15 protein-coding genes are annotated in these 18,345 nt (G+C 43.3%); 10 read left to right on the forward strand and 5 right to left on the reverse strand.

What is annotated here, in order from left to right; translation table 11 throughout:
- The first annotated feature begins 112 nt into the window (after positions 1–112).
- From AACT23_RS03135 to AACT23_RS03145, 3 genes are read left to right on the forward strand one after another with little or no spacing between them, the layout of a single operon-like run.
- Positions 113–1,531 carry an SLC13 family permease gene (locus AACT23_RS03135; RefSeq protein WP_176428611.1) on the forward strand — a complete coding sequence of 473 codons (1,419 nt, stop codon included), beginning with the start codon at positions 113–115 and terminating at the stop codon, positions 1,529–1,531.
- 8 nt (positions 1,532–1,539) lie between these two features.
- Positions 1,540–2,877: an ATP-binding protein gene (locus tag AACT23_RS03140; RefSeq protein ID WP_094126921.1), complete on the forward strand. Its 1,338-nt coding sequence runs from the start codon at positions 1,540–1,542 to the stop codon at positions 2,875–2,877.
- On the forward strand, positions 2,864–3,337 hold the full coding sequence (locus AACT23_RS03145) for a response regulator (protein ID WP_010317964.1): 474 nt from the start codon (positions 2,864–2,866) through the stop codon (positions 3,335–3,337). Before AACT23_RS03140 ends, AACT23_RS03145 begins: the two co-directional genes overlap by 14 nt.
- Positions 3,338–3,387: 50 nt before the next feature.
- Here AACT23_RS03145 and AACT23_RS03150 read toward each other — a convergent pair whose 3' ends face one another.
- Both AACT23_RS03150 and cspE read right to left on the reverse strand, forming a co-directional pair.
- Positions 3,388–3,597: a hypothetical protein gene (locus AACT23_RS03150; protein WP_013856790.1), complete on the reverse strand. Its 210-nt coding sequence runs from the start codon at positions 3,595–3,597 to the stop codon at positions 3,388–3,390.
- A gap of 279 nt (positions 3,598–3,876) precedes the next feature.
- The gene (cspE, locus tag AACT23_RS03155; protein ID WP_010317961.1) at positions 3,877–4,089 is read right to left on the reverse strand and encodes a transcription antiterminator/RNA stability regulator CspE; all 213 of its coding nucleotides are present in this window, start codon (positions 4,087–4,089) and stop codon (positions 3,877–3,879) included.
- A gap of 566 nt (positions 4,090–4,655) precedes the next feature.
- Here cspE and AACT23_RS03160 point away from each other — a divergent pair.
- Together AACT23_RS03160 and AACT23_RS03165 are read left to right on the forward strand one after the other, a co-directional pair.
- Positions 4,656–5,750: a NapC/NirT family cytochrome c gene (locus AACT23_RS03160; protein WP_094126923.1), complete on the forward strand. Its 1,095-nt coding sequence runs from the start codon at positions 4,656–4,658 to the stop codon at positions 5,748–5,750.
- Positions 5,751–5,772: 22 nt separating this feature from the next.
- Positions 5,773–8,220 carry a molybdopterin guanine dinucleotide-containing S/N-oxide reductase gene (locus tag AACT23_RS03165; protein WP_094126925.1) on the forward strand — a complete coding sequence of 816 codons (2,448 nt, stop codon included), beginning with the start codon at positions 5,773–5,775 and terminating at the stop codon, positions 8,218–8,220.
- Positions 8,221–8,289: 69 nt separating this feature from the next.
- On the opposite strand, the gene AACT23_RS03170 is transcribed toward AACT23_RS03165, so the two are convergent.
- Positions 8,290–9,750, reverse strand: a complete 1,461-nt coding sequence (locus AACT23_RS03170; RefSeq protein ID WP_094126927.1) for a DEAD/DEAH box helicase — start codon at positions 9,748–9,750, stop codon at positions 8,290–8,292.
- A 274-nt stretch (positions 9,751–10,024) separates the two neighbouring features.
- Here AACT23_RS03170 and AACT23_RS03175 point away from each other — a divergent pair, with 274 nt between their 5' ends.
- From AACT23_RS03175 to AACT23_RS03185, 3 genes are all read left to right on the forward strand, one after another.
- Complete coding sequence (locus AACT23_RS03175) at positions 10,025–11,461, forward strand: 6-phospho-beta-glucosidase (protein WP_026028850.1); 1,437 nt, start codon at positions 10,025–10,027, stop codon at positions 11,459–11,461.
- Positions 11,462–11,568: 107 nt separating this feature from the next.
- Positions 11,569–12,573: a LacI family DNA-binding transcriptional regulator gene (locus AACT23_RS03180; RefSeq protein ID WP_094126929.1), complete on the forward strand. Its 1,005-nt coding sequence runs from the start codon at positions 11,569–11,571 to the stop codon at positions 12,571–12,573.
- Positions 12,574–12,710: 137 nt separating this feature from the next.
- Positions 12,711–12,932: a hypothetical protein gene (locus tag AACT23_RS03185; RefSeq protein WP_010319365.1), complete on the forward strand. Its 222-nt coding sequence runs from the start codon at positions 12,711–12,713 to the stop codon at positions 12,930–12,932.
- 131 nt (positions 12,933–13,063) lie between these two features.
- On the opposite strand, the gene AACT23_RS03190 is transcribed toward AACT23_RS03185, so the two are convergent.
- Complete coding sequence (locus AACT23_RS03190; RefSeq protein ID WP_094126931.1) at positions 13,064–15,445, reverse strand: glycoside hydrolase family 2 protein; 2,382 nt, start codon at positions 15,443–15,445, stop codon at positions 13,064–13,066.
- Between the two features lie 329 nt (positions 15,446–15,774).
- On the opposite strand from AACT23_RS03190, the gene AACT23_RS03195 reads away from it, so the two are divergent.
- Positions 15,775–16,113, forward strand: coding sequence for a YggL 50S ribosome-binding family protein (locus tag AACT23_RS03195; protein ID WP_026028717.1), 339 nt, complete (start codon positions 15,775–15,777; stop codon positions 16,111–16,113).
- 109 nt (positions 16,114–16,222) lie between these two features.
- Here AACT23_RS03195 and AACT23_RS03200 read toward each other — a convergent pair whose 3' ends face one another.
- Complete coding sequence (locus AACT23_RS03200) at positions 16,223–16,855, reverse strand: MSHA operon transcriptional regulator (protein ID WP_013856799.1); 633 nt, start codon at positions 16,853–16,855, stop codon at positions 16,223–16,225.
- Positions 16,856–17,108: 253 nt separating this feature from the next.
- Between AACT23_RS03200 and AACT23_RS03205 the strand changes: the two genes are divergently transcribed.
- Complete coding sequence (locus tag AACT23_RS03205) at positions 17,109–18,311, forward strand: iron-containing alcohol dehydrogenase (RefSeq protein ID WP_094126933.1); 1,203 nt, start codon at positions 17,109–17,111, stop codon at positions 18,309–18,311.
- Positions 18,312–18,345 lie beyond the last annotated feature (34 nt).

Raw genomic sequence — 18,345 nt, forward strand, 5'->3', positions numbered from 1 at the left:
GATCTAACACCAAACTTTTTGCTGAGTAACTGTAACATAATGGCAACGTTGTTCGAGATTCAAGTACACCTCTAATTATCGTTTCTATGAGTACTCAGGAAGAGTTTATATGGTGCGTCCTTACTTAAAATTTATCATCCCTATTTTAGTTCCATTACTTATTTTATTGTTGCCTATGACCGCTTTCCCTTTTGAAGGGATGACCGTAATACAGCAGCGAGTGATTGCCATCTTTTTGCTCGCCGCTCTTTGTTGGGTATTTGAACCGATCCCAATCTATGCCACATCGGTAGTCGTGATCGTGCTAGAGCTCCTAATGGTATCGGATAAAGGTATCTGGTTTATGAGGCTTGCTGAGGGAGAAGCTCATTTTGGTGGCTTGCTAAAACATACTGATATCATGGCGACGTTTGCCAGCCCAATTATTATGTTGTTTTTGGGTGGCTTTTTCTTAGCCATGGCCGCCACTAAGTATCGCTTGGATGTCAACCTTGCACGAGTGCTGCTCAAACCATTTGGCCAGAATCCCAAGTATGTCATGTTAGGCTTGATGTTAATTACTGGCATCTTCTCGATGTTTATGTCCAATACCGCAACAACAGCGATGATGCTTTCCATCTTAACGCCAGTCATCGCAGTGTTTGGCCCAAAAGATCCAGGGCGAATTGCTTTTGCTTTGTGTATTCCGGTCGCCGCTAATATTGGCGGTATAGGTACGCCAATAGGTACTCCTCCCAATGCGATCGCATTGAAATATCTGGTCGGTGAAAATTTAATTACCTTTGGTGAATGGATGGCCTTTGGGGTGCCGTTTGTGATCATAATGATGGCACTCGCGTGGGTATTGATTAGCGCCATGTTTAAAGCAGAGCAACAAAAAATTGAATTGACCATTAAAGGTAAATTTTTAAAAACACCAAAAGCCATTATTGTGTATATCACATTTGCTCTGACCATTCTTCTTTGGTTGATGGGCTCAACCCATGGTATGAACTCTTATACTGTTGCACTGATACCCGTGGCTGTTTTTTCTCTTACTGGCATCATCAACAAAGAAGATCTAAAGAAAATTTCTTGGGATGTGCTGTGGTTAGTGTCTGGTGGTATTGCGCTAGGACTTGCATTAGACAAAACGGGGTTAGCGCAACTAGTGGTGAACAGCATTCCTTTTGCACAGTATTCACCTTACGTTGTTTTATTTGGTGCGGCATTTTTGTGTCTCATTATGGCCAATTTTATGTCACATACCGCCACCGCGAACTTATTAATGCCGATTATGGCCGCGCTTGGTGCTTCAATGACTTCGCTTACTCCATTAGGTGGAGAAATCACGTTGATTCTCGTGGTTACCTTTGCTGCATCACTTGGTATGTCATTACCTATCAGTACACCACCTAATGCGTTGGCGCATGCTACCGGGCACGTTCAAAGTAACCAAATGGCTAAAGTAGGGGTTGTCCTCGGTGTGATTGGGGTGCTGCTCAGTTTTGTTATGGTTTGGTTACTTCATGCGGTTGGTCATATCGGTTAGGTAGCATTATGTCGGATAAAAGACTTGTTGCACTCATTGATCGTTATTTTCGCCATCCTGAACGGATGGTGAAACTGCCTTCGGGAAGTATTGTCATTGAGCAAGAAGGTTATAATGATCGACTCTATTTCGTATGGTCGGGAGAATTGAGTGGCTATTACAATGAAAAAGGCGATAAACCGATAAAAGTTTTTTCAGCCGGTGCTGGTGCTTTTATTGGCGTGCACAGTTTTTTTTCTGGTGAATGGATAGCTTCTTCAACAGTGGTGGCTGAATCTACGGTAGAGCTTGCCTGGATCGACCGAACTACGGCTGTTTTAGAAGAAGATCAATATGGACCTTTAACCGCCCAGTTTATCCCCGTTATTGTGAATGAATTATCCCGCCGTCAACGACGCGCAACTCAAGAATCAGTGGCAAAAGAAAAAGCATTAGAAAGGTTATATTCGGCTGAGCAAATGACGACCTTGGGCCAGTTAGCGGCGGGCATTGCCCATGAATTGAACAATGCCATCGGGGTAGTGAGTAGCAAATCTGAGCGATTAGAAGTACTGTTTATGGAGCTGCTCGAAGAGGTTCATCCTGAAGCGAGCCTCTTTTTCGATTTTGGCTTGATGTATGGTCAGAAAGTATCGTCAAACGAAGCTAGAAGGCGAGGTGCTCTTTTCGAAAAGCAATACGCCCTGCCTAAAAATGTGGCAAGAGATTTAGCAAAAGCGGTTCCAGAAGACTACTTATCTTCGCACTGGCTGAAAAATCCACATTTAGCTATCCGTTATTGGCAAATGGGCCGTGACTTGCATGATTTACGTTTGGCCTCTAAACATACTGTTGGCATTGTTAAATCAGTAAAACAACTGGGCCGAACTGAAATTACTCAAGATGAAGAGTTCGATATTAACGATACGATCAATCGAGCATTGGCACTATTACAGAGTGATTTACGACGTGTCAGTGTCCGTATTAGGCCTGCTGCATTACCCTTATTTAAAGGATCTCAGACAGAGCTGGTACAAATTTGGGTAAACATCATCAAAAATGCCTGTGATGCCATGGCTAACATAGCAGAGCCAATGATAGAGATACAAACCAAATTAAGTAAACAACGTATATTGGTAACCATTGCTAATAACGGTCCTGAAATTAACGAAGCCACTAGACGGAAAATATTCCAACCAAGCTTCACCACCAAAAAAGGAGGGTTGTCGTTTGGTTTGGGACTAGGGTTATCAATAGTGAAACGCATTGTTTCTGGGTATGGTGGGAATGTCGTACTCAAAAGTGACAATGAAAGAACAATATTTAGAATTAAATTACCCACGGAGAGCGATTATGGAGAAGCTTAATATCATTTGTGTCGATGATCAAAGGGAAGTATTAAGTGCGATACTGCAAGATCTTCAGCCACTCACTTCTTGGTTGAATATTGAAGATTGTGAATCGGCTTATGAAGTATTGGATCTAATGGATGAGTTTGACGAACAAGGTGAGCATATTGCGCTGTTGATGTCAGATCATGTGATGCCAGGAAAGACAGGAGTCGAATTATTAACCGAAGTCGCAGCAGATTCCAGATTTAAGAAAACAAAGAAAATTCTGTTAACAGGGCAAGCAACACACACAGATACGATCAATGCGATTAACACTGCAGGTGTAAATAGGTATTTTGAGAAACCATGGAATGCGAAAGAGCTGGTAGATTGTGTTCGCACTTTAGTGACAGAATTCATCTTTGAAGTAGGTTTAGATTATAAAGACTATCACAACGAATTAGATCAGAAAATAGTGCTAGCAAAACTGAGATAAGTGAATAATGCCCAAATAACTTTAACGGCGGCTATTAAAGTGTTTGGGTATTAATCGATGATATTAAAATGGCCAATAAGCTTGTCATCAGCATTCAATATTTGTCCTTGAGAAGATTCTTCATCATAAATAAAATTGAGATGAAGAGTGTCTAAATTGCAATTTATCTGACTTAATATATGACGTGTCAATATGTCACTATTAAGTTGATGAATAGTCGCATTCCAAGAGCAATGTTTAATATTAAAATGAATATTCATAGTGAGCGTAATTTTTGTGTTGCTTTAGATTTAGCAAACCAAAAACGCTTTCTACCAGTTGTACGAGACATAGTAGATCTCCTTTGTAAAAATGAAAATATTACATAGATAGAAATAGGATTGTCAAAACGGTTTATGCAAAAATGGCTGAATGTTCGAACGGGATAAGCAGAGGGAACGGAGCAGAAGTTTGAGCGATAACGTTGATAACTATAATTTATAATCTAGGTAAAAATAAGAGCGCTGGCGTGGTGCCAACGCTCACACATTCATGCGAAATTATTCAGCACGTACGTTAGCAGCTTGAGGACCTTTAGCACCTTGTTCTACAACAAAAGATACTTTTTGGCCTTCTGCTAAAGTTTTGAAACCTTCAGAAGCGATAGCGCGGAAGTGTACGAATACATCTGGACCGCCGTTGCTTTGAGAAATGAAACCAAAACCTTTAGTTTCGTTGAACCATTTTACAGTGCCAGTAGTAGTGTTAGACATGTTATGTCCCTTATAAAAATAAAAAATTTTAAAATACAGGTGTTGCTTTGAGACGAATTATTTAAATGAGACCATGAAACTAGAGGACACTTTGAATTGAATCTGAAAGGGAACTTTGGCTTACTTGTTACATTAATAACCCTGTTCAACAGAGCGGACACATAATCGCATGGTCCTCAATCAAAGTAAAGCATTTATTTTAAAATAATTGAGCATTAGGAATCTGAGCAGGTTATTCGTGATTTTTGTTACTTTTCAAACCATTTTTAGTCAACATTATCAGTGATAAGGCTCTGCCTATCTTTGGGGTTTTTGTCTTTTATTTTTAATATCAATCTGTTGTGTTTTATGTATTTTTAATTTCTATCATCTGTGTGGCTATTTATTTTCTATTTTATCAATTTATAGGAAAGGTGACATAGGTCACGCCTGTTCCTTGTCTAAATTGACTACTGTCAAGTTGACATCCCTCTTTGGGGGTATGATTTCCTTATGGAATACGATGCGCATCACATAAATGCAACGTGTTCTGTCAAAACCACATCCGTTGAGATTTGTGAGGAATAATGAATATTAAAAAAAGAATGATAGTGGGAGTTCTTGCTATTGGGGTGCTGCTCGGTTGGTTAAGCCTTGGAGGGACTCATGTCATCTTAGAAAAAACGTCGAGTACGGAATTTTGTCTCTCTTGTCATACTATGCAAGCACCCTTTCAGGAGTATCAAGGCTCGGTACACTTCAGCAATGCCAAAGGCATCCGTGCAGAATGTGCTGATTGCCATATACCCACTGATACTATGGATTATTTAGTCACTAAAATCAGGGCGTCCAAAGATATCTATCATGAGTTTATTACCAAGAAGATCAGCACACCTGAAAAGTATGAAGCGCATCGAGCCGAGATGGCTGAAACTGTCTGGGCGCAATTAAAAGCGAACGATTCTGCGACCTGTCGTTCATGTCACAGTGAAGATGCGATGGAGATTTACGACCAAACGGTGCAAGCACAAAAAATGCATCAGTACGGTATCGACAATAATCAAACCTGTATTGATTGCCATAAAGGTGTGGCGCACATGCTTCCTGAAGTCAAAATGGACAGCCAAGCATTAGCCCATTTAGTCGAAGAGGCTAAGTTAACCCCTGTGGGCACTTCTATTGTTTATGCGATGCAATCTACGTCCATTTCTGATTTCGGAACGATCAATCCAGCGACGCCGCTGAAAGTATTGAATGAAAGCGATGGCAAACGCACCGTTGAATTGAGTGGTTATCAGATGCAAGGTGCAGAACAAGTCTTGTATATGGGTGAAGGTAAGCGTGCTGTGATTGCTATGTTAACTGAAGCAGGGCAAAAAGCATTGAGCGTAAAAGAGTATAACGAAGATGCCTACGGAAATCAGTGGCGTCAAGTAACACTTGCCGGGGACATCGACACGCCAGTGTTGGGTAAAATGGATTCGCTTTGGGCATACGCTGAGCAATTGGACAATGTTTACTGTTCAACATGTCATGCCAAAATTCCGAGTAACCATTTTACGGTTAACGCGTGGCCTTCTGTGGCAAAAAGTATGGGGGACCGTACCTCTATTTCCGCAGAGGATCTAGAAATCCTCACGAAATATTTCCAATATAATGCGAAAGATGTTGTTGCCCAATAAAAAATGAAATAAGGATTCAGTGATGACTACTCTCACACGTCGAAGTTTTCTAAAAAGCGCTGGTGCAACTGCAGGTGCGGTCGCTATTTTTTCGGTTAAACCTATGCCAGTTCTCGCTTCCGCACCGCGAGGAGCTGGTGTACTGACTGCTGGGCGTTGGGGCGCTATGCTGGTTGAAGTTAAGGATGGGAAAATTATTTCCTCCAAGAATGCATTGCCGCAAACCGTACCCAATAGTCTACAAACCTCAGCGCCAGATCAAGTGCATACTCAAGCGCGGGTCAAATACCCGATGGTGCGTAAAGGTTTTCTAGCCAATCCCCGTATGCCAGATGGTAAACGAGGAGACGATGAGTTCGTCCGCGTTAGTTGGGAAAAAGCGCTGCAATTAATCCACCAACAGCATGCCCGTATTCGCACTGCTTATGGAGCCGAGTCAATTTTTGCGGGCTCTTACGGCTGGCGATCCAGTGGGATTTTACATAAAGCCCAAACCCTACTGCAACGCTATATGAGTATGGCGGGAGGCTATTCGGGTCATTTAGGTGATTATTCTACGGGTGCTGCGCAAGTCATCATGCCTTACGTTGTAGGCTCAATAGAAGTGTATGAACAACAAACAACTTACCCTGTTGTACTTGAAAGTAGTGATGTTGTGGTGCTTTGGGGGCTTAACCCTATTAATACACTGAAAATAGCATGGAGCAGTACCGACGGCGCGGGGCTTGAGTTTTTTAATCAACTCAAACATTCTAAAAAAACCATTATCGCTATCGATCCTATGCGTTCGGAAACCATCGAATTTTTTGGTGAAAACGCTCAGTGGATTGCACCGCATCCTGGTACTGACGTTGCGATGATGTTGGGGATCGCCCACTCATTAGTTGAAAAGGGCCAACATAACCTCGAATTTTTGAATAAATACACCGCTGGTTACGACAAGTTTGAAGCTTATCTGCTAGGTCATTCTGATGGCACGCCAAAGACAGCACAATGGGCTGAGGCAATTTGTGGCGTTCCTGCCAAACAACTAGAGCTATTGGCTGATATTTTTAGCAAAAATAGAACCATGATCATGGCTGGTTGGGGAATCCAACGTCAGCAATATGGTGAACAAAAACACTGGATGCTTGTCACTCTGGCTGCAATGCTAGGGCAGATCGGTTTACCCGGTGGTGGGTTTGGTTTTTCATATCACTATTCCAATGGCGGTAACCCAACGCGAACTGCGGGTGTTTTACCTGCTATATCAGCGGCTATTGATGGTGGTTCATCTGCGGGTAATGATTGGGCCGTTTCTGGAGCAGTAAATAGTTTTCCTGTGGCTCGTATTGTTGAAGCGTTGGAAAACCCATCCGGTCAATATCAACACAACGGGCATGAGAAAACATTTCCTAACATCAAAATGATCTGGTGGGCAGGCGGTGCAAACTTTACTCATCACCAAGATACCAACCGTTTGATTAAAGCGTGGCAAAAGCCGGAACTCATCGTTATATCTGAGCCTTATTGGACTGCGGCCGCAAAACACGCTGATATTGTACTGCCCATCACGACGTCATTTGAGCGTAATGATCTCACCATGACAGGGGATTATAGCAATCAACATTTAGTGCCGATGAAACAAGCAATTGAGCCTCAATTTGAAGCGCGAAATGATTTTGATGTATTTGCTGATATGGCGGAGCTGTTAAAACCGGGCGGACGTGCAGTGTATACGGAAAATAAATCCGAAATGGAATGGTTGGCTGGTTTCTATAAAGGAGCTCAAGCTATCGGTCGCCAGAATCGGATTGCAATGCCTAACTTCAGCTATTTTTGGAAACAAAATCAGCTCATTGAGATGAAATGGAACGAAGCGAACGCGAAGTTTGTGCGTTATTCCTCTTTCAGAGAGGATCCTATCCTGAACCCTCTTGGTACACCAAGTGGCAAGATTGAGATCTTCTCCAAAACCATCGAAGGCTTCAAATATAGCGATTGCCCGCCACATCCTATGTGGATGCCGCCAACGGAGTGGGTAGGGAATGCTCAAGCCGATGAACTGCAATTGATGACATCGCATGCGGCTCATCGTCTCCATAGCCAGTTAAACTATGCGGCACTACGCGAGCAATATGCGATAGCAAACCGTGAACCGATCTGGATTCATCCAGAAGATGCAAAAGTTCGAGGGATCAAAGATGGCGATCTTGTTCGTGCTTATAACCAACGTGGCCAAGTCTTAGTTGGCGCGCTGATCACGGATGGAATTAAGCAAGGTTCGGTCTGTATTCATGAAGGGGCATGGCCCGATTTTGATAAACCTCATGGTTTATGTAAAAACGGAGGATGCAACGTACTGACCGCTGATATACCTACTTCAAGGTTAGCCAATGGCTGTGCTGGTAACTCTTCAATTGTGAAAATAGAGAAATATACAGGAGAGCCACTTCCTCTAACCGCATTCACACCGCCCAAAGGCGCGTAAAAGCAAAAAGGCCACTAGATGAGAGTGGCCTTTACTTTTTAATCAGAGAGTCGTAGTCAGTGAGTAATATCAGCTCGCCGCGATTTTGTTTGTTCTACGAGGTCTATTTTGTCCAGCCGATCCGCTTCTCGTGGGTTGGTTTGCACTTGGTTTGTTACTGTTTGAACGAGTGGAATTGGCCGCTTTCGGCTTTCTGTCATTAGTTTTGGTATTCGCGCTTATGCTGTGACCTTTTGCTACATCACCAGAGCGCTGTCCGTCATTATGTTCTGGTTTGTTCTTTTTCGGCTTTTTCGCTTTAATCGGTTGTAGCGAAGGAGATGCCGGTAATTTGTTCACTGGCGCAAAGCCTTCAACCTCAATTCGTTCTAGTAAATTTTGGGTAAGGCGCTCAATGGCAAACATGTCTTTTGCTTCATCGGCGCAGACCAAAGAGATCGCATTGCCTTCAGCGCCTGCGCGGCCTGTACGGCCAATTCGGTGAACATAATCTTCAGGGACGTTAGGCAATTCAAAGTTTACCACTTGTGGTAATTGGTCAATATCAATGCCGCGAGCGGCAATATCCGTTGCTACTAAAATGCGGATCTCACCACTTTTAAAATTGGCCAATGCCTTAGTACGTGCGCCTTGACTTTTATTGCCATGAATAGCGGCGGCGCTGATGCCACTGCCTTCAAGTTGTGCGGTTAAGCGATTAGCGCCGTGTTTAGTTCGTGTAAATACCAACGCTTGTTGCCAATTATTTTCTTTGATTAGTTGAATCAATAGTGCTGGTTTTTTCGCTTTATCTACAGGATGTACCCACTGTTTGACGGTTTTGGCGGTACTATTGCGTGGCGTAACCGAAATCTCGACTGGGTTATTAACTAACTCTTTCGCAAGTTGGCGAATTTCATCAGAGAAAGTGGCCGAAAAGAGTAGGTTTTGACGTTTTGCTGGCAGCAGTGCAAGGATCTTTTTAATGTCACGAATGAAGCCCATGTCTAACATGCGATCCGCTTCGTCTAAGACCAAAATTTCTAATTGGTTAAATTTAATCGCATTTTGGTTGTATAAATCCAACAGTCGACCCGGTGTCGCGACCAAGATATCTACTCCACGACGCATTTTCATCATCTGTGGGTTAACTTTCACACCGCCAAAAATAACTTCAGAGCGTAGTGGAAGGTTTTGTCCGTAAGTTGCCACATTGTCGGCAACTTGCGCGGCTAATTCACGTGTCGGCGTCAGAATTAATGCACGCACTTGGTTGGGGCCTACTTTTGGGCCTTTAATTAATAGATCCAAAATGGGCAGGGTAAATCCTGCTGTTTTCCCGGTACCTGTCTGGGCCGCTGCCATCACATCTTTGCCTTCAAGAACGGCTGGAATAGCTTGCGCCTGAATTGGCGATGGTGTTTCGTAACCTTGAGAAGCAACGGCTTTCAGGATGGCATGGGATAAACCCAGAGAGGCAAAACTCATTAAAATGTCTCGATATGTAAATAAGGAAGTGATCCGCATCACGTTGCGGAAAGGCGCAAGCATACAGTAGTCACAGCAAAAGTGCTACGGAATGTCTCTGTTTGCCACTTGTCAGTAACAAATAGTGCGTATTTTCTTCCGAGAACATTAGAATTATTAATTTAAATGTAACCGGTTTCCGAAACCGGTTACATTTTTAAGATAATCGTTTATGATGTCACGCAAAGTAGCAAAGCGATGATGTATTTCTATACAACGTGTCCACATGGCGTGAAATAGCATATTAGATCGACATAAGGGTACATTGAGTCAGCAAATGAAGACGAGGTAGATGACGATGGCAACGAATGGTTTTCCAAAAGATTTTTTATGGGGTGGGGCTGTAGCAGCACATCAAGTTGAAGGTGGATGGAACCAAGGTGGAAAAGGAGTCAGCATTGTCGATGTGCTCTCAAAAGGAGCGCATGAAGTACCTAGGGTGATGACCTCCGGTGTGGATGCAAATTATTTCTATCCTAATCATGAAGCCGTTGATTTTTATAGTCATTACAAAGGTGACATTGCACTTTTTGCTGAGATGGGTTTTAAATGTTTTAGAACCTCAATTGCTTGGACTCGTATTTTTCCACAAGGTGACGAAGTCTCGCCCAATGAAGCAGGGCTACAATTTTATGATGATCTTTTTGATGAATTGCTGAAATACGGCATTGAGCCAGTTATTACGCTTTCGCATTTTGAGATGCCATTCCACCTTGTACAACAATACGGGGGATGGGCAAATCGCAAGCTTGTGGATTTTTTCGTTAACTTTAGCCAAGTGGTGATGGAGCGTTATAAACAGAAAGTGAAATACTGGATTACCTTCAATGAGATCAATAACCAGCGAAATTGGGAATTCCCACTGTTTGGCTACTGTAACTCAGGGGTGATCTTCACTGAACATGACAACCCAGAGCAGGTGATGTACCAAGTCATGCATCACCAATTTATTGCCAGTGCTTTAGTGGTCGATCTTGGTCATAAGATCAACCCTCAATTTCAAATGGGTAGCATGATTCATATGATGCCGCTTTATCCCGCGTCGTGTCGTCCAGAAGATATGATCCGCTCTCAAGAAATGATGAGAGAGAAGTACTTGTTCAGCGATGTGCAAGTTCGTGGCTATTACCCAAGCTATATTTGGCGTGAATGGGAGCGAAAATCGATAACCGTTGATATGCTCGATGGCGATGAAGCGATACTGCGTAAGGGTTGTGCCGACTACCTTGCGATCAGCTATTACATGACAAATATTGTCTCTGATGATCGCAACGCTGAAGGTGAAACAACCAGTTTATTTAAACAAAGTCGCTTAAACCCTTATCTCACAGCGTCTGATTGGGGATGGCAAATTGACCCGGTAGGGCTTCGCTACGCGCTTTCTGAGTTGTATGAACGCTACCAGAAACCGATTTTTATTGTCGAAAATGGTTTTGGGGCGATCGATGAAGTCGATGAGCAAGGCCAAGTGCAAGACGATTATCGGATTGAGTATTTACAAGCACATATACGAGAAGTGAAGAAGGCCATTGCTATAGACGGCGTTGATGTCATGGGCTACACCCCTTGGGGCTGCATCGATTGTGTGTCGTTCACCACTGGTGAATATAAAAAACGTTACGGTTTCATTTATGTAGACAAACACGATGATGGTTCTGGTTCAATGGCTCGCAGTAAAAAGAAAAGCTTTTACTGGTATCAGTCCGTGATCAAAACCAATGGCGAACAATTATAAACGTGGAATGACAATAATAATTGTTGATTGAGAGCGTTCATCCAGCTTAGGAAATTAGGTAAACTCCCTCGGCTTCCAAGAGTCGGGGGTTTTTATTAGGAGTCACCATGGCGACAATCAATGACGTTTGTAAAGCAGCGGGCGTGTCTAAAGCCACCGTATCGCGCGTACTCAACCAAACTGGCCAAGTAAAAGCAAGTACGCGAGAAGCCGTTTTACAAGCCATGTCCACCTTGGGTTATCAACCTAATGTGTTGGCGCAAGCATTAGCCACAAACAGTGCAAATGCGATTGGGCTGATACTTCCTCAGTTTCAAGGGAGTTATTTTGGTAGCTTATTGCATCAAGCAGCACAAGGTGCCGAGCAAGCACGTAAGACCTTACTTGTCATGGACAGTCACGATAATGCGGCAGGCGAATTAGCAGCAGTGCGCTCATTGCTCACTCAGCGTTGTGACGCCATCATGCTTTACAGCCGCCATTTGTCGAATCATGAGCTGGCATCATTGCAATCTGATGTTTCAGTGCCACTGATTGTACTCAATCGAACCTTGGAAGAGGTCGGTTTGCATAGTTTTGGTTTTGAGCAGCATCAAGCCGCTTCTTTAGCGATTAATCACTTGCTTGAACTTGGCCATCGCCGCATTGCTTGCATCACTAGCCCTTTGGACAGTGATACAGGACAACAGCGATTTGCTGCTTACCAGTCAGGCTTGCAGCAGACTGGTATTAAGCTCAATCACACGCTCGTTGTTGAAGGTGATAATTCTATGCTGGCGGGTTATGTCGCGGTTCAACGGTTATTAGAACAACAGAGTGAGTTCAGCGCTATTTTTGCCTGTAACGATGATATGGCACTAGGAGCAATGCGCGCACTTTACGAACATGCCATTTTGGTACCTAATCAGGTCTCTGTGATGGGGATTGATGATGAGCCTGCGGCTGCGTATTCGGTGCCCAATCTCTCAACAATATCGCTTCCCATTGAGCAACTGACGAAGGACGCAGTAGCCTTAGCCCTACAATTGGCTGAAGGGAAGGGCTCGGATGATGCCAAGATACATCGCTATCTAGGTAAGCTAGTGCTTCGAGAATCAACGTGCGCACCTTAAGAGGCCTCGCAGATTAATGACTCATTGAAATAATGAGCATTTATTTTAATTAACTGTATAAATCCACAGTTAATCGCTTGACATTATGTCACTCTTTACTAAGCTGTATGTATGCACAGTGAAGTTGGAGGTGAAATATGTTGTGGGAAACGCTAGAACGAGTTAACCGCCTTCGCCAAGAAGCGTTAGCCAACCCAGACTTTGTCCAATCCGCGCAAGACCATGAAGAGACATTGAAGCAGGTCGAGCAATACTTTGAACCAACGAAACGACGCAAGGCAGCAAAACGTGCAAAAACCCTTGCAGATATTTATCAACAGACTGAATTTGGTGAAAATCCATCTGGTGTTCAACATTAGTCAGTGTTTGACATGAGCCAATGTTTAACATGCATTAGCAAAAATGGTTTAGCTTGCAAAGAGCTGCTTGATGCGCAGCTCTTTTTCGTTTCCTTCCTTAAGGCTGAGCGTTTGTCTTTATTCGACTCAGTTCATTCAGCCAGTTGATAAATAGTACAGTTTAAGTGAGATTTATCGTCTGATCTAAAGGAGATTGTCCGCATTTGGTTGGGGAGCAAAAAGAAGCTGGAGTCAGAAAATTGTAGTACGTTGTCATGTTCTAGGTGAACGTAAAGTGCAGGTCGGTCAGTGGTCAAACAGAGACTGCCCGCACGATATTCACACAATATGCGGGCCGATTTTAAGGGCAAGCGTTTGGGTACATCCGGCAGCCAAAAATTATCCCGCTGGCCATCCGTACTGACAAAGTAGATCGCTCCTTTTTCTGGTGTGAAATCCTTTATTGTGTGTTGCCACACGATTTGGTTACTCTCTTGGGGCAGCCGTTCATTGATTGACCAATGCTTTCGCAATTCTCCTTCCCATCCAAACCAATATATGTCACCCACAAGGTATTGCTCACCGGGCGCATCATTAATGGCTCTCAGTGATAGGTGTTTCTCATCTTCAGAAAAACAGGCCAAAAGCGGGTTATAAAACCGTTTGGCGTGATAATGTAATTGCTTCCAGCGTCCAGAATACTCAATGCTTGACCAAGACGCGACGGGCCAGTTGTCATTGAGTTGCCAATATAATATGCCACGACAAATCGGTGAGGTTGCCCGCCACGCTTCGACAGCCGTTTTAATCGCCATGGCTTGCTGAACTTGGCTCAAATAAAGCATCTGCTGGAAGCCATTCGGGAAACGGAAATAGCGAGTAAACATTTCGGTGATGATGCTATTACCACGAGCATTCTTTTGGTGATGTTCAAAATGAGGCGCACTGATATTCCAGTCGCTTTCTGGGATAATCTGCTTCACTTCACTAAATGAAGGCCAAGACTGATAACCGAATTCTGAACAAAATCGTGGGGATATTGAATGGTAAGCGTCAAAGGATTTACCTGAATGCCACACATCCCAAAAATGCATGTCACCTTTATTATCATCATGCCAAGCGTCACCAAAATCTAACTCACCATTGCAAGGTGAGCTTGCCCAAAAGCGGCGATTTGGATCTTGCTCATTGACGAGGATTTCTAAAAAACGATTAAGTCGGTCGTAATTGACTAGGTATTTTTCACGGTTTTCTCGAGATTCTGGATACCAAGTTAATGAGCCAATCACCTCATTATCACCACACCAAATGGCAAGGCAAGCATGGTGCTTCAAACGTTGTATTTGTTGTGTGACTTCTTGCTTTACCTCTTCTAAGAAACTCGGTGTTGAAGGGTATTGCGCGCAGGAAAACATCAGATCTTGCCAGACTAATAATCCGAGTTGGTCGCAAAGTTGATAGAAATGATCGTGTTCATAATCACCTCCTCCCCACACACGAATCATATTCATGTGAGCTTCTTGTGCGGCTCGTAGCAGCTGTTGATAACGGGAAAAATTGACTTTGCTTGGCATGGCGTCCATTGGTATCCAATTCGCGCCCTTCACTGATATCGAGACCTCATTCACGATAAAGGTCATTTCACTGCCGATGGAATCTTGCTCAGTGCGCAACGTGAGACGTCTTAAGCCAACTTGGCGGTTGATCTGCTGCTGTGCCATGGTAATAGACAGTGTGTATAAATAAGGGTCACCGTAACCGTTTGGCCACCAGAGATGCGGATGGTGAACATCAATATCCACACTGCTTTGGTTGCAAAATGCCTCACTATCGATCGTAATAGTTTGATCGCCAAAAGTAAGTGTGATGGGTGTGGAGAGCGATTCGCTATGCCGTATTTTCACGTGCAGCGTAACGTGTGTTAAAGCATGCCAAACTTGTTCAATATCCACACCCAGCAGTGAATATTCTTGTACCGTTTTTAATTGCATTGGTGCAAAAATACCACAAACAGCAAGGCATATACCCCAATCCCAACCACTGTGGCATTGAGGTTTTCGCACGGTGTTCATGTGAGGAAGTTGATTATTCCCTTGCGCCCACGGAATGGGAAAGGGTAGCTCATCGGCTCTTTGCTTGGCTACCGAAGCGGCAGGTTCAAATCGCCATTCAAAATGATTTACACCAATTTGCAGATAAGGGCGAATATTAACGGTATAGGTTTGAAAAGCATTATGGCACTGTAAAACCTTCTGTCCGTTGATCCATAGATCAGCAAACGTATCGACCTTATTCAGCTCCAGTAAGTGGTTTGGGCATTGAAGGTCTGCCGCATTTAAAGTGATCGCTTTTGTTAATACCCAATGACATAAACCAGCCCACTGAACCTGAGATTCATTGGATGCATAATAGGGATGAGGGATCAAACCCGCTTGCAGTAATGCATGATACTGGTCACCGGGCAGTGTCATCGCGATTTGGATATCGGGATACTCGGGTGAGCTCAATCGCCATTCACCGTTTAAATCAAACATAAATCCACCTCAAAAATACGATTTACAAGGGCTAAATGAGCTGATTTAACCATGCACTATGAAATAAAAATGTGCATGGGTGGCAGGCTCAAAAGTTGTGCGAAGTTTTTAGATTAAGTTGCGAAGCAGTCAATAATTATGATTTTCTTGACTTTAATTTGACGTCACTAAGCTTGACGAGCGGCTTGTTTTAACTTGTTTTGCCTTGGCACATCTTGAAACAATTTGTTGTGAAAGTGTCCGCTTGTGGCGGTTTATATAAAGAATCATTTTGGAAATGGTGCTGAAAGGTGTATAAATGCCGCATTCAAACAGAGAGAGAAAATATGATGAAAATCGACAAGCTAGAAAATAAAAACCGCCGTATCCGTAAGAAACTGTTTTTAGGTGAATTTGCGATCCTCGGTTTTGAAGTTAGCTGTACAACGTCTATCAAAGACTTTGAACAATACGATCTCTTCGTTGATGAGTTTATTGATTACGTTGATAACATCGGTCTTTGTTTCGGTGGTGGTGGATTAGAGATTTTTGACGGCTTTGTGTGCGCAGCCGATCGCTACCGTTCAGCAACAGAAGAAGATAAAGCGTTGGTTGTAAAATGGTTAGAAAATCGTGCTGAAGTGAGCAAAGTTGTTGCTGGTGAATTAGTGGATGCCAATTACGCTTAATTGCTCTTCTATTCTACGTTATTCAGCCAGTGCTTTTCATTTGCGATGTCTGACAAAAAAGCCGGAGTGAAACCACTCTGGCTTTTTTATTACGCTAAATTTTATTACGTTAAAAATCAGCATGTTTAACAAAGTAAGGATTGTTGAATTTATTGGCGTGACCAACAATCGAAACCACTAAACGGTTCCATAGCGCTTTATCAAAAGGTTCTTTAGGAATGGCAGGATAAAGTGTTTCGACCTCTTCTCTGGCAAAGGCCATAAACTCTTTCTTTTTCCTCTTGTTATACTCTTGGGCGACATTATTGTAGTTGCGGATCCACTCTTTCTTAAAGCGAAGCAAGGCGGGCTCGGCTTTTTCTAAAGGTAGCCGAGAGAGATAAACGCGCTTATATGAGATTTTACGATCAATCATCGTTCGCATACTGGTTTGAATGTAGGTACCGTGCTGCGTAATGGAAATATCGCTCTCATCAAACAGATTCACACACCAGCCCTTAGGCCAAAAGTCAGCCTGTTTATACTGATTATTTCTAGCAGTTAATACTTGATGAAGCACTAAATCAGAAGTGCCTTTAAAGGTTTGCTGCCATGTGGCTATGCGAATTTGCAATGAACCAGGCAAGCGATAGACATTGGTAAACTTATCTTCGTTCATGACTTCTACAGTAATTGGTTGAATAAAATACAATTTTTGAATGCCATTTGAGTGCAGGGAATGCACCTCAAAGACGAAAGCCAAACGACGTGTCGATTATTTTATGACACATAAAATTATGTGCAGAGTACTCAGCTAATGATTTCAATTATAAGTATAAAAAGTGAGCGAGGTGGATTTTACAAGGTTTGCATTAAAATGCGAGCTTAAGTTGGCGTTAAATCTAATAATGATCAGCGATTATTTGCCTTATCTTGCAAAATTTGACTTTCTAGGTAGAGATAACTCGTTGTATTGCCTAGTCTAACTAATAGAACTTCACAACTCGAGACCAATCATGGAGATCAAGTACCAGCAGTGGCAGCATAAGCTATACATGAAAGTGCTCAAATTGGCCGCAGCGATTCTGCCCATCTCCAAGCCAACCTTGTTTATTGGTAAAGAATCGTTCAAGCAACTCTGTTATTCGGTTTCTTTGATGGGTATTGAACGCGTGCTTGTCGTAACAGACCAAGGCATTGAAAAGCTTGGTTATGTAAAAAAACTAACCTTTGAGTTTGAGCGCGTTGGTGTCAGTTGTGTGGTGTTTAACCATGTATTGCCTGATCCTACTTATGATCAAGTTGAAGCCGGCCTCCATCAGTACCGATTGGAGAAGTGCCAAGGCGTTGTCGCTATTGGTGGCGGCTCTTCAATCGATTGTGCAAAAGTGATCGCCGCTTGTGCTACTAACCGCAAGTCGATCAAACGTTTAGTGGGGTTGTTAAAAGTATGGAAAACACCTGCGCCGCTGTTTGTGATCCCAACCACGGCAGGAACGGGCTCTGAAGTGACCGTCATTGCGGTGGTTTCTGACCCTCAAACTCAGCAAAAAACACCGATTACTGACCCGAAACTTGTGCCACTTATTGCAGCGTTAGATCCGATGCTGATGATGGCCTTGCCTACTCATATTACTGCGCAAACGGGGTTGGATGCACTCACGCATGCAGTGGAAGCCTTTATATCACGTAATGCCACGCCAGAGACTGATCGCTATGCCATCGCTGCGGTTAAACTGATCCACGATAACTTGGAAAAAGCGGCGTTCTTTGGCCAAAATTTGACGGCGAGACAAAACATGGCTCTGGCCTCTTATTACGCTGGACTTGCTTTTACCAAAGCCAGTTTAGGGTATACACATGCCATCGCCCATGCGGTTGGGGCGAAATACCATTTCCCGCACGGCTTAGCGAATGCAGTTGTGTTGCCACATGTATTGGAATACTCCAAAGAGGCGGCGAAAGATAAGCTGGCTAAACTGGCTGACGTACTCAAAATAACCGATCCACATTTGACCGATTCAATGAAAGCGGACGCCTTCATTGGGTATGTGAAAGAGCTCAATCACACACTGCATATCCCTAAACAGTTACAGGGGGTCATGCCAGAGCATATTCCAGAATTGGCCAAACAAGCTTTTCGTGAAGCGTTTTGGAATTATCCTGCGCCAAAATACATGCAGCAAACGGATTGCGAAGCGATTTTTAGGAAATTGTAATCTACATTCAGCGTTATCTTTGACCGCTCTCGTC

Source organism: Vibrio sp. V09_P4A23P171 (assembly GCF_963875615.1).
Taxonomy (GTDB): domain Bacteria; phylum Pseudomonadota; class Gammaproteobacteria; order Enterobacterales; family Vibrionaceae; genus Vibrio; species Vibrio anguillarum.

Coding starts and splice junctions, on each gene's coding strand:
- AACT23_RS03140 (WP_094126921.1), top strand. CDS start 1,540: ATGTCGGATAAAAGACTTGTTGCACTCATTGATCGTTATTTTCGCCAT.
- AACT23_RS03145 (WP_010317964.1), top strand. CDS start 2,864: ATGGAGAAGCTTAATATCATTTGTGTCGATGATCAAAGGGAAGTATTA.
- AACT23_RS03150 (WP_013856790.1), bottom strand. CDS start 3,597: ATGAATATTCATTTTAATATTAAACATTGCTCTTGGAATGCGACTATT.
- cspE (WP_010317961.1), bottom strand. CDS start 4,089: ATGTCTAACACTACTACTGGCACTGTAAAATGGTTCAACGAAACTAAA.
- AACT23_RS03160 (WP_094126923.1), top strand. CDS start 4,656: ATGAATATTAAAAAAAGAATGATAGTGGGAGTTCTTGCTATTGGGGTG.
- AACT23_RS03165 (WP_094126925.1), top strand. CDS start 5,773: ATGACTACTCTCACACGTCGAAGTTTTCTAAAAAGCGCTGGTGCAACT.
- AACT23_RS03170 (WP_094126927.1), bottom strand. CDS start 9,750: ATGCTTGCGCCTTTCCGCAACGTGATGCGGATCACTTCCTTATTTACA.
- AACT23_RS03175 (WP_026028850.1), top strand. CDS start 10,025: ATGGCAACGAATGGTTTTCCAAAAGATTTTTTATGGGGTGGGGCTGTA.
- AACT23_RS03180 (WP_094126929.1), top strand. CDS start 11,569: ATGGCGACAATCAATGACGTTTGTAAAGCAGCGGGCGTGTCTAAAGCC.
- AACT23_RS03185 (WP_010319365.1), top strand. CDS start 12,711: ATGTTGTGGGAAACGCTAGAACGAGTTAACCGCCTTCGCCAAGAAGCG.
- AACT23_RS03190 (WP_094126931.1), bottom strand. CDS start 15,445: ATGTTTGATTTAAACGGTGAATGGCGATTGAGCTCACCCGAGTATCCC.
- AACT23_RS03195 (WP_026028717.1), top strand. CDS start 15,775: ATGAAAATCGACAAGCTAGAAAATAAAAACCGCCGTATCCGTAAGAAA.
- AACT23_RS03205 (WP_094126933.1), top strand. CDS start 17,109: ATGGAGATCAAGTACCAGCAGTGGCAGCATAAGCTATACATGAAAGTG.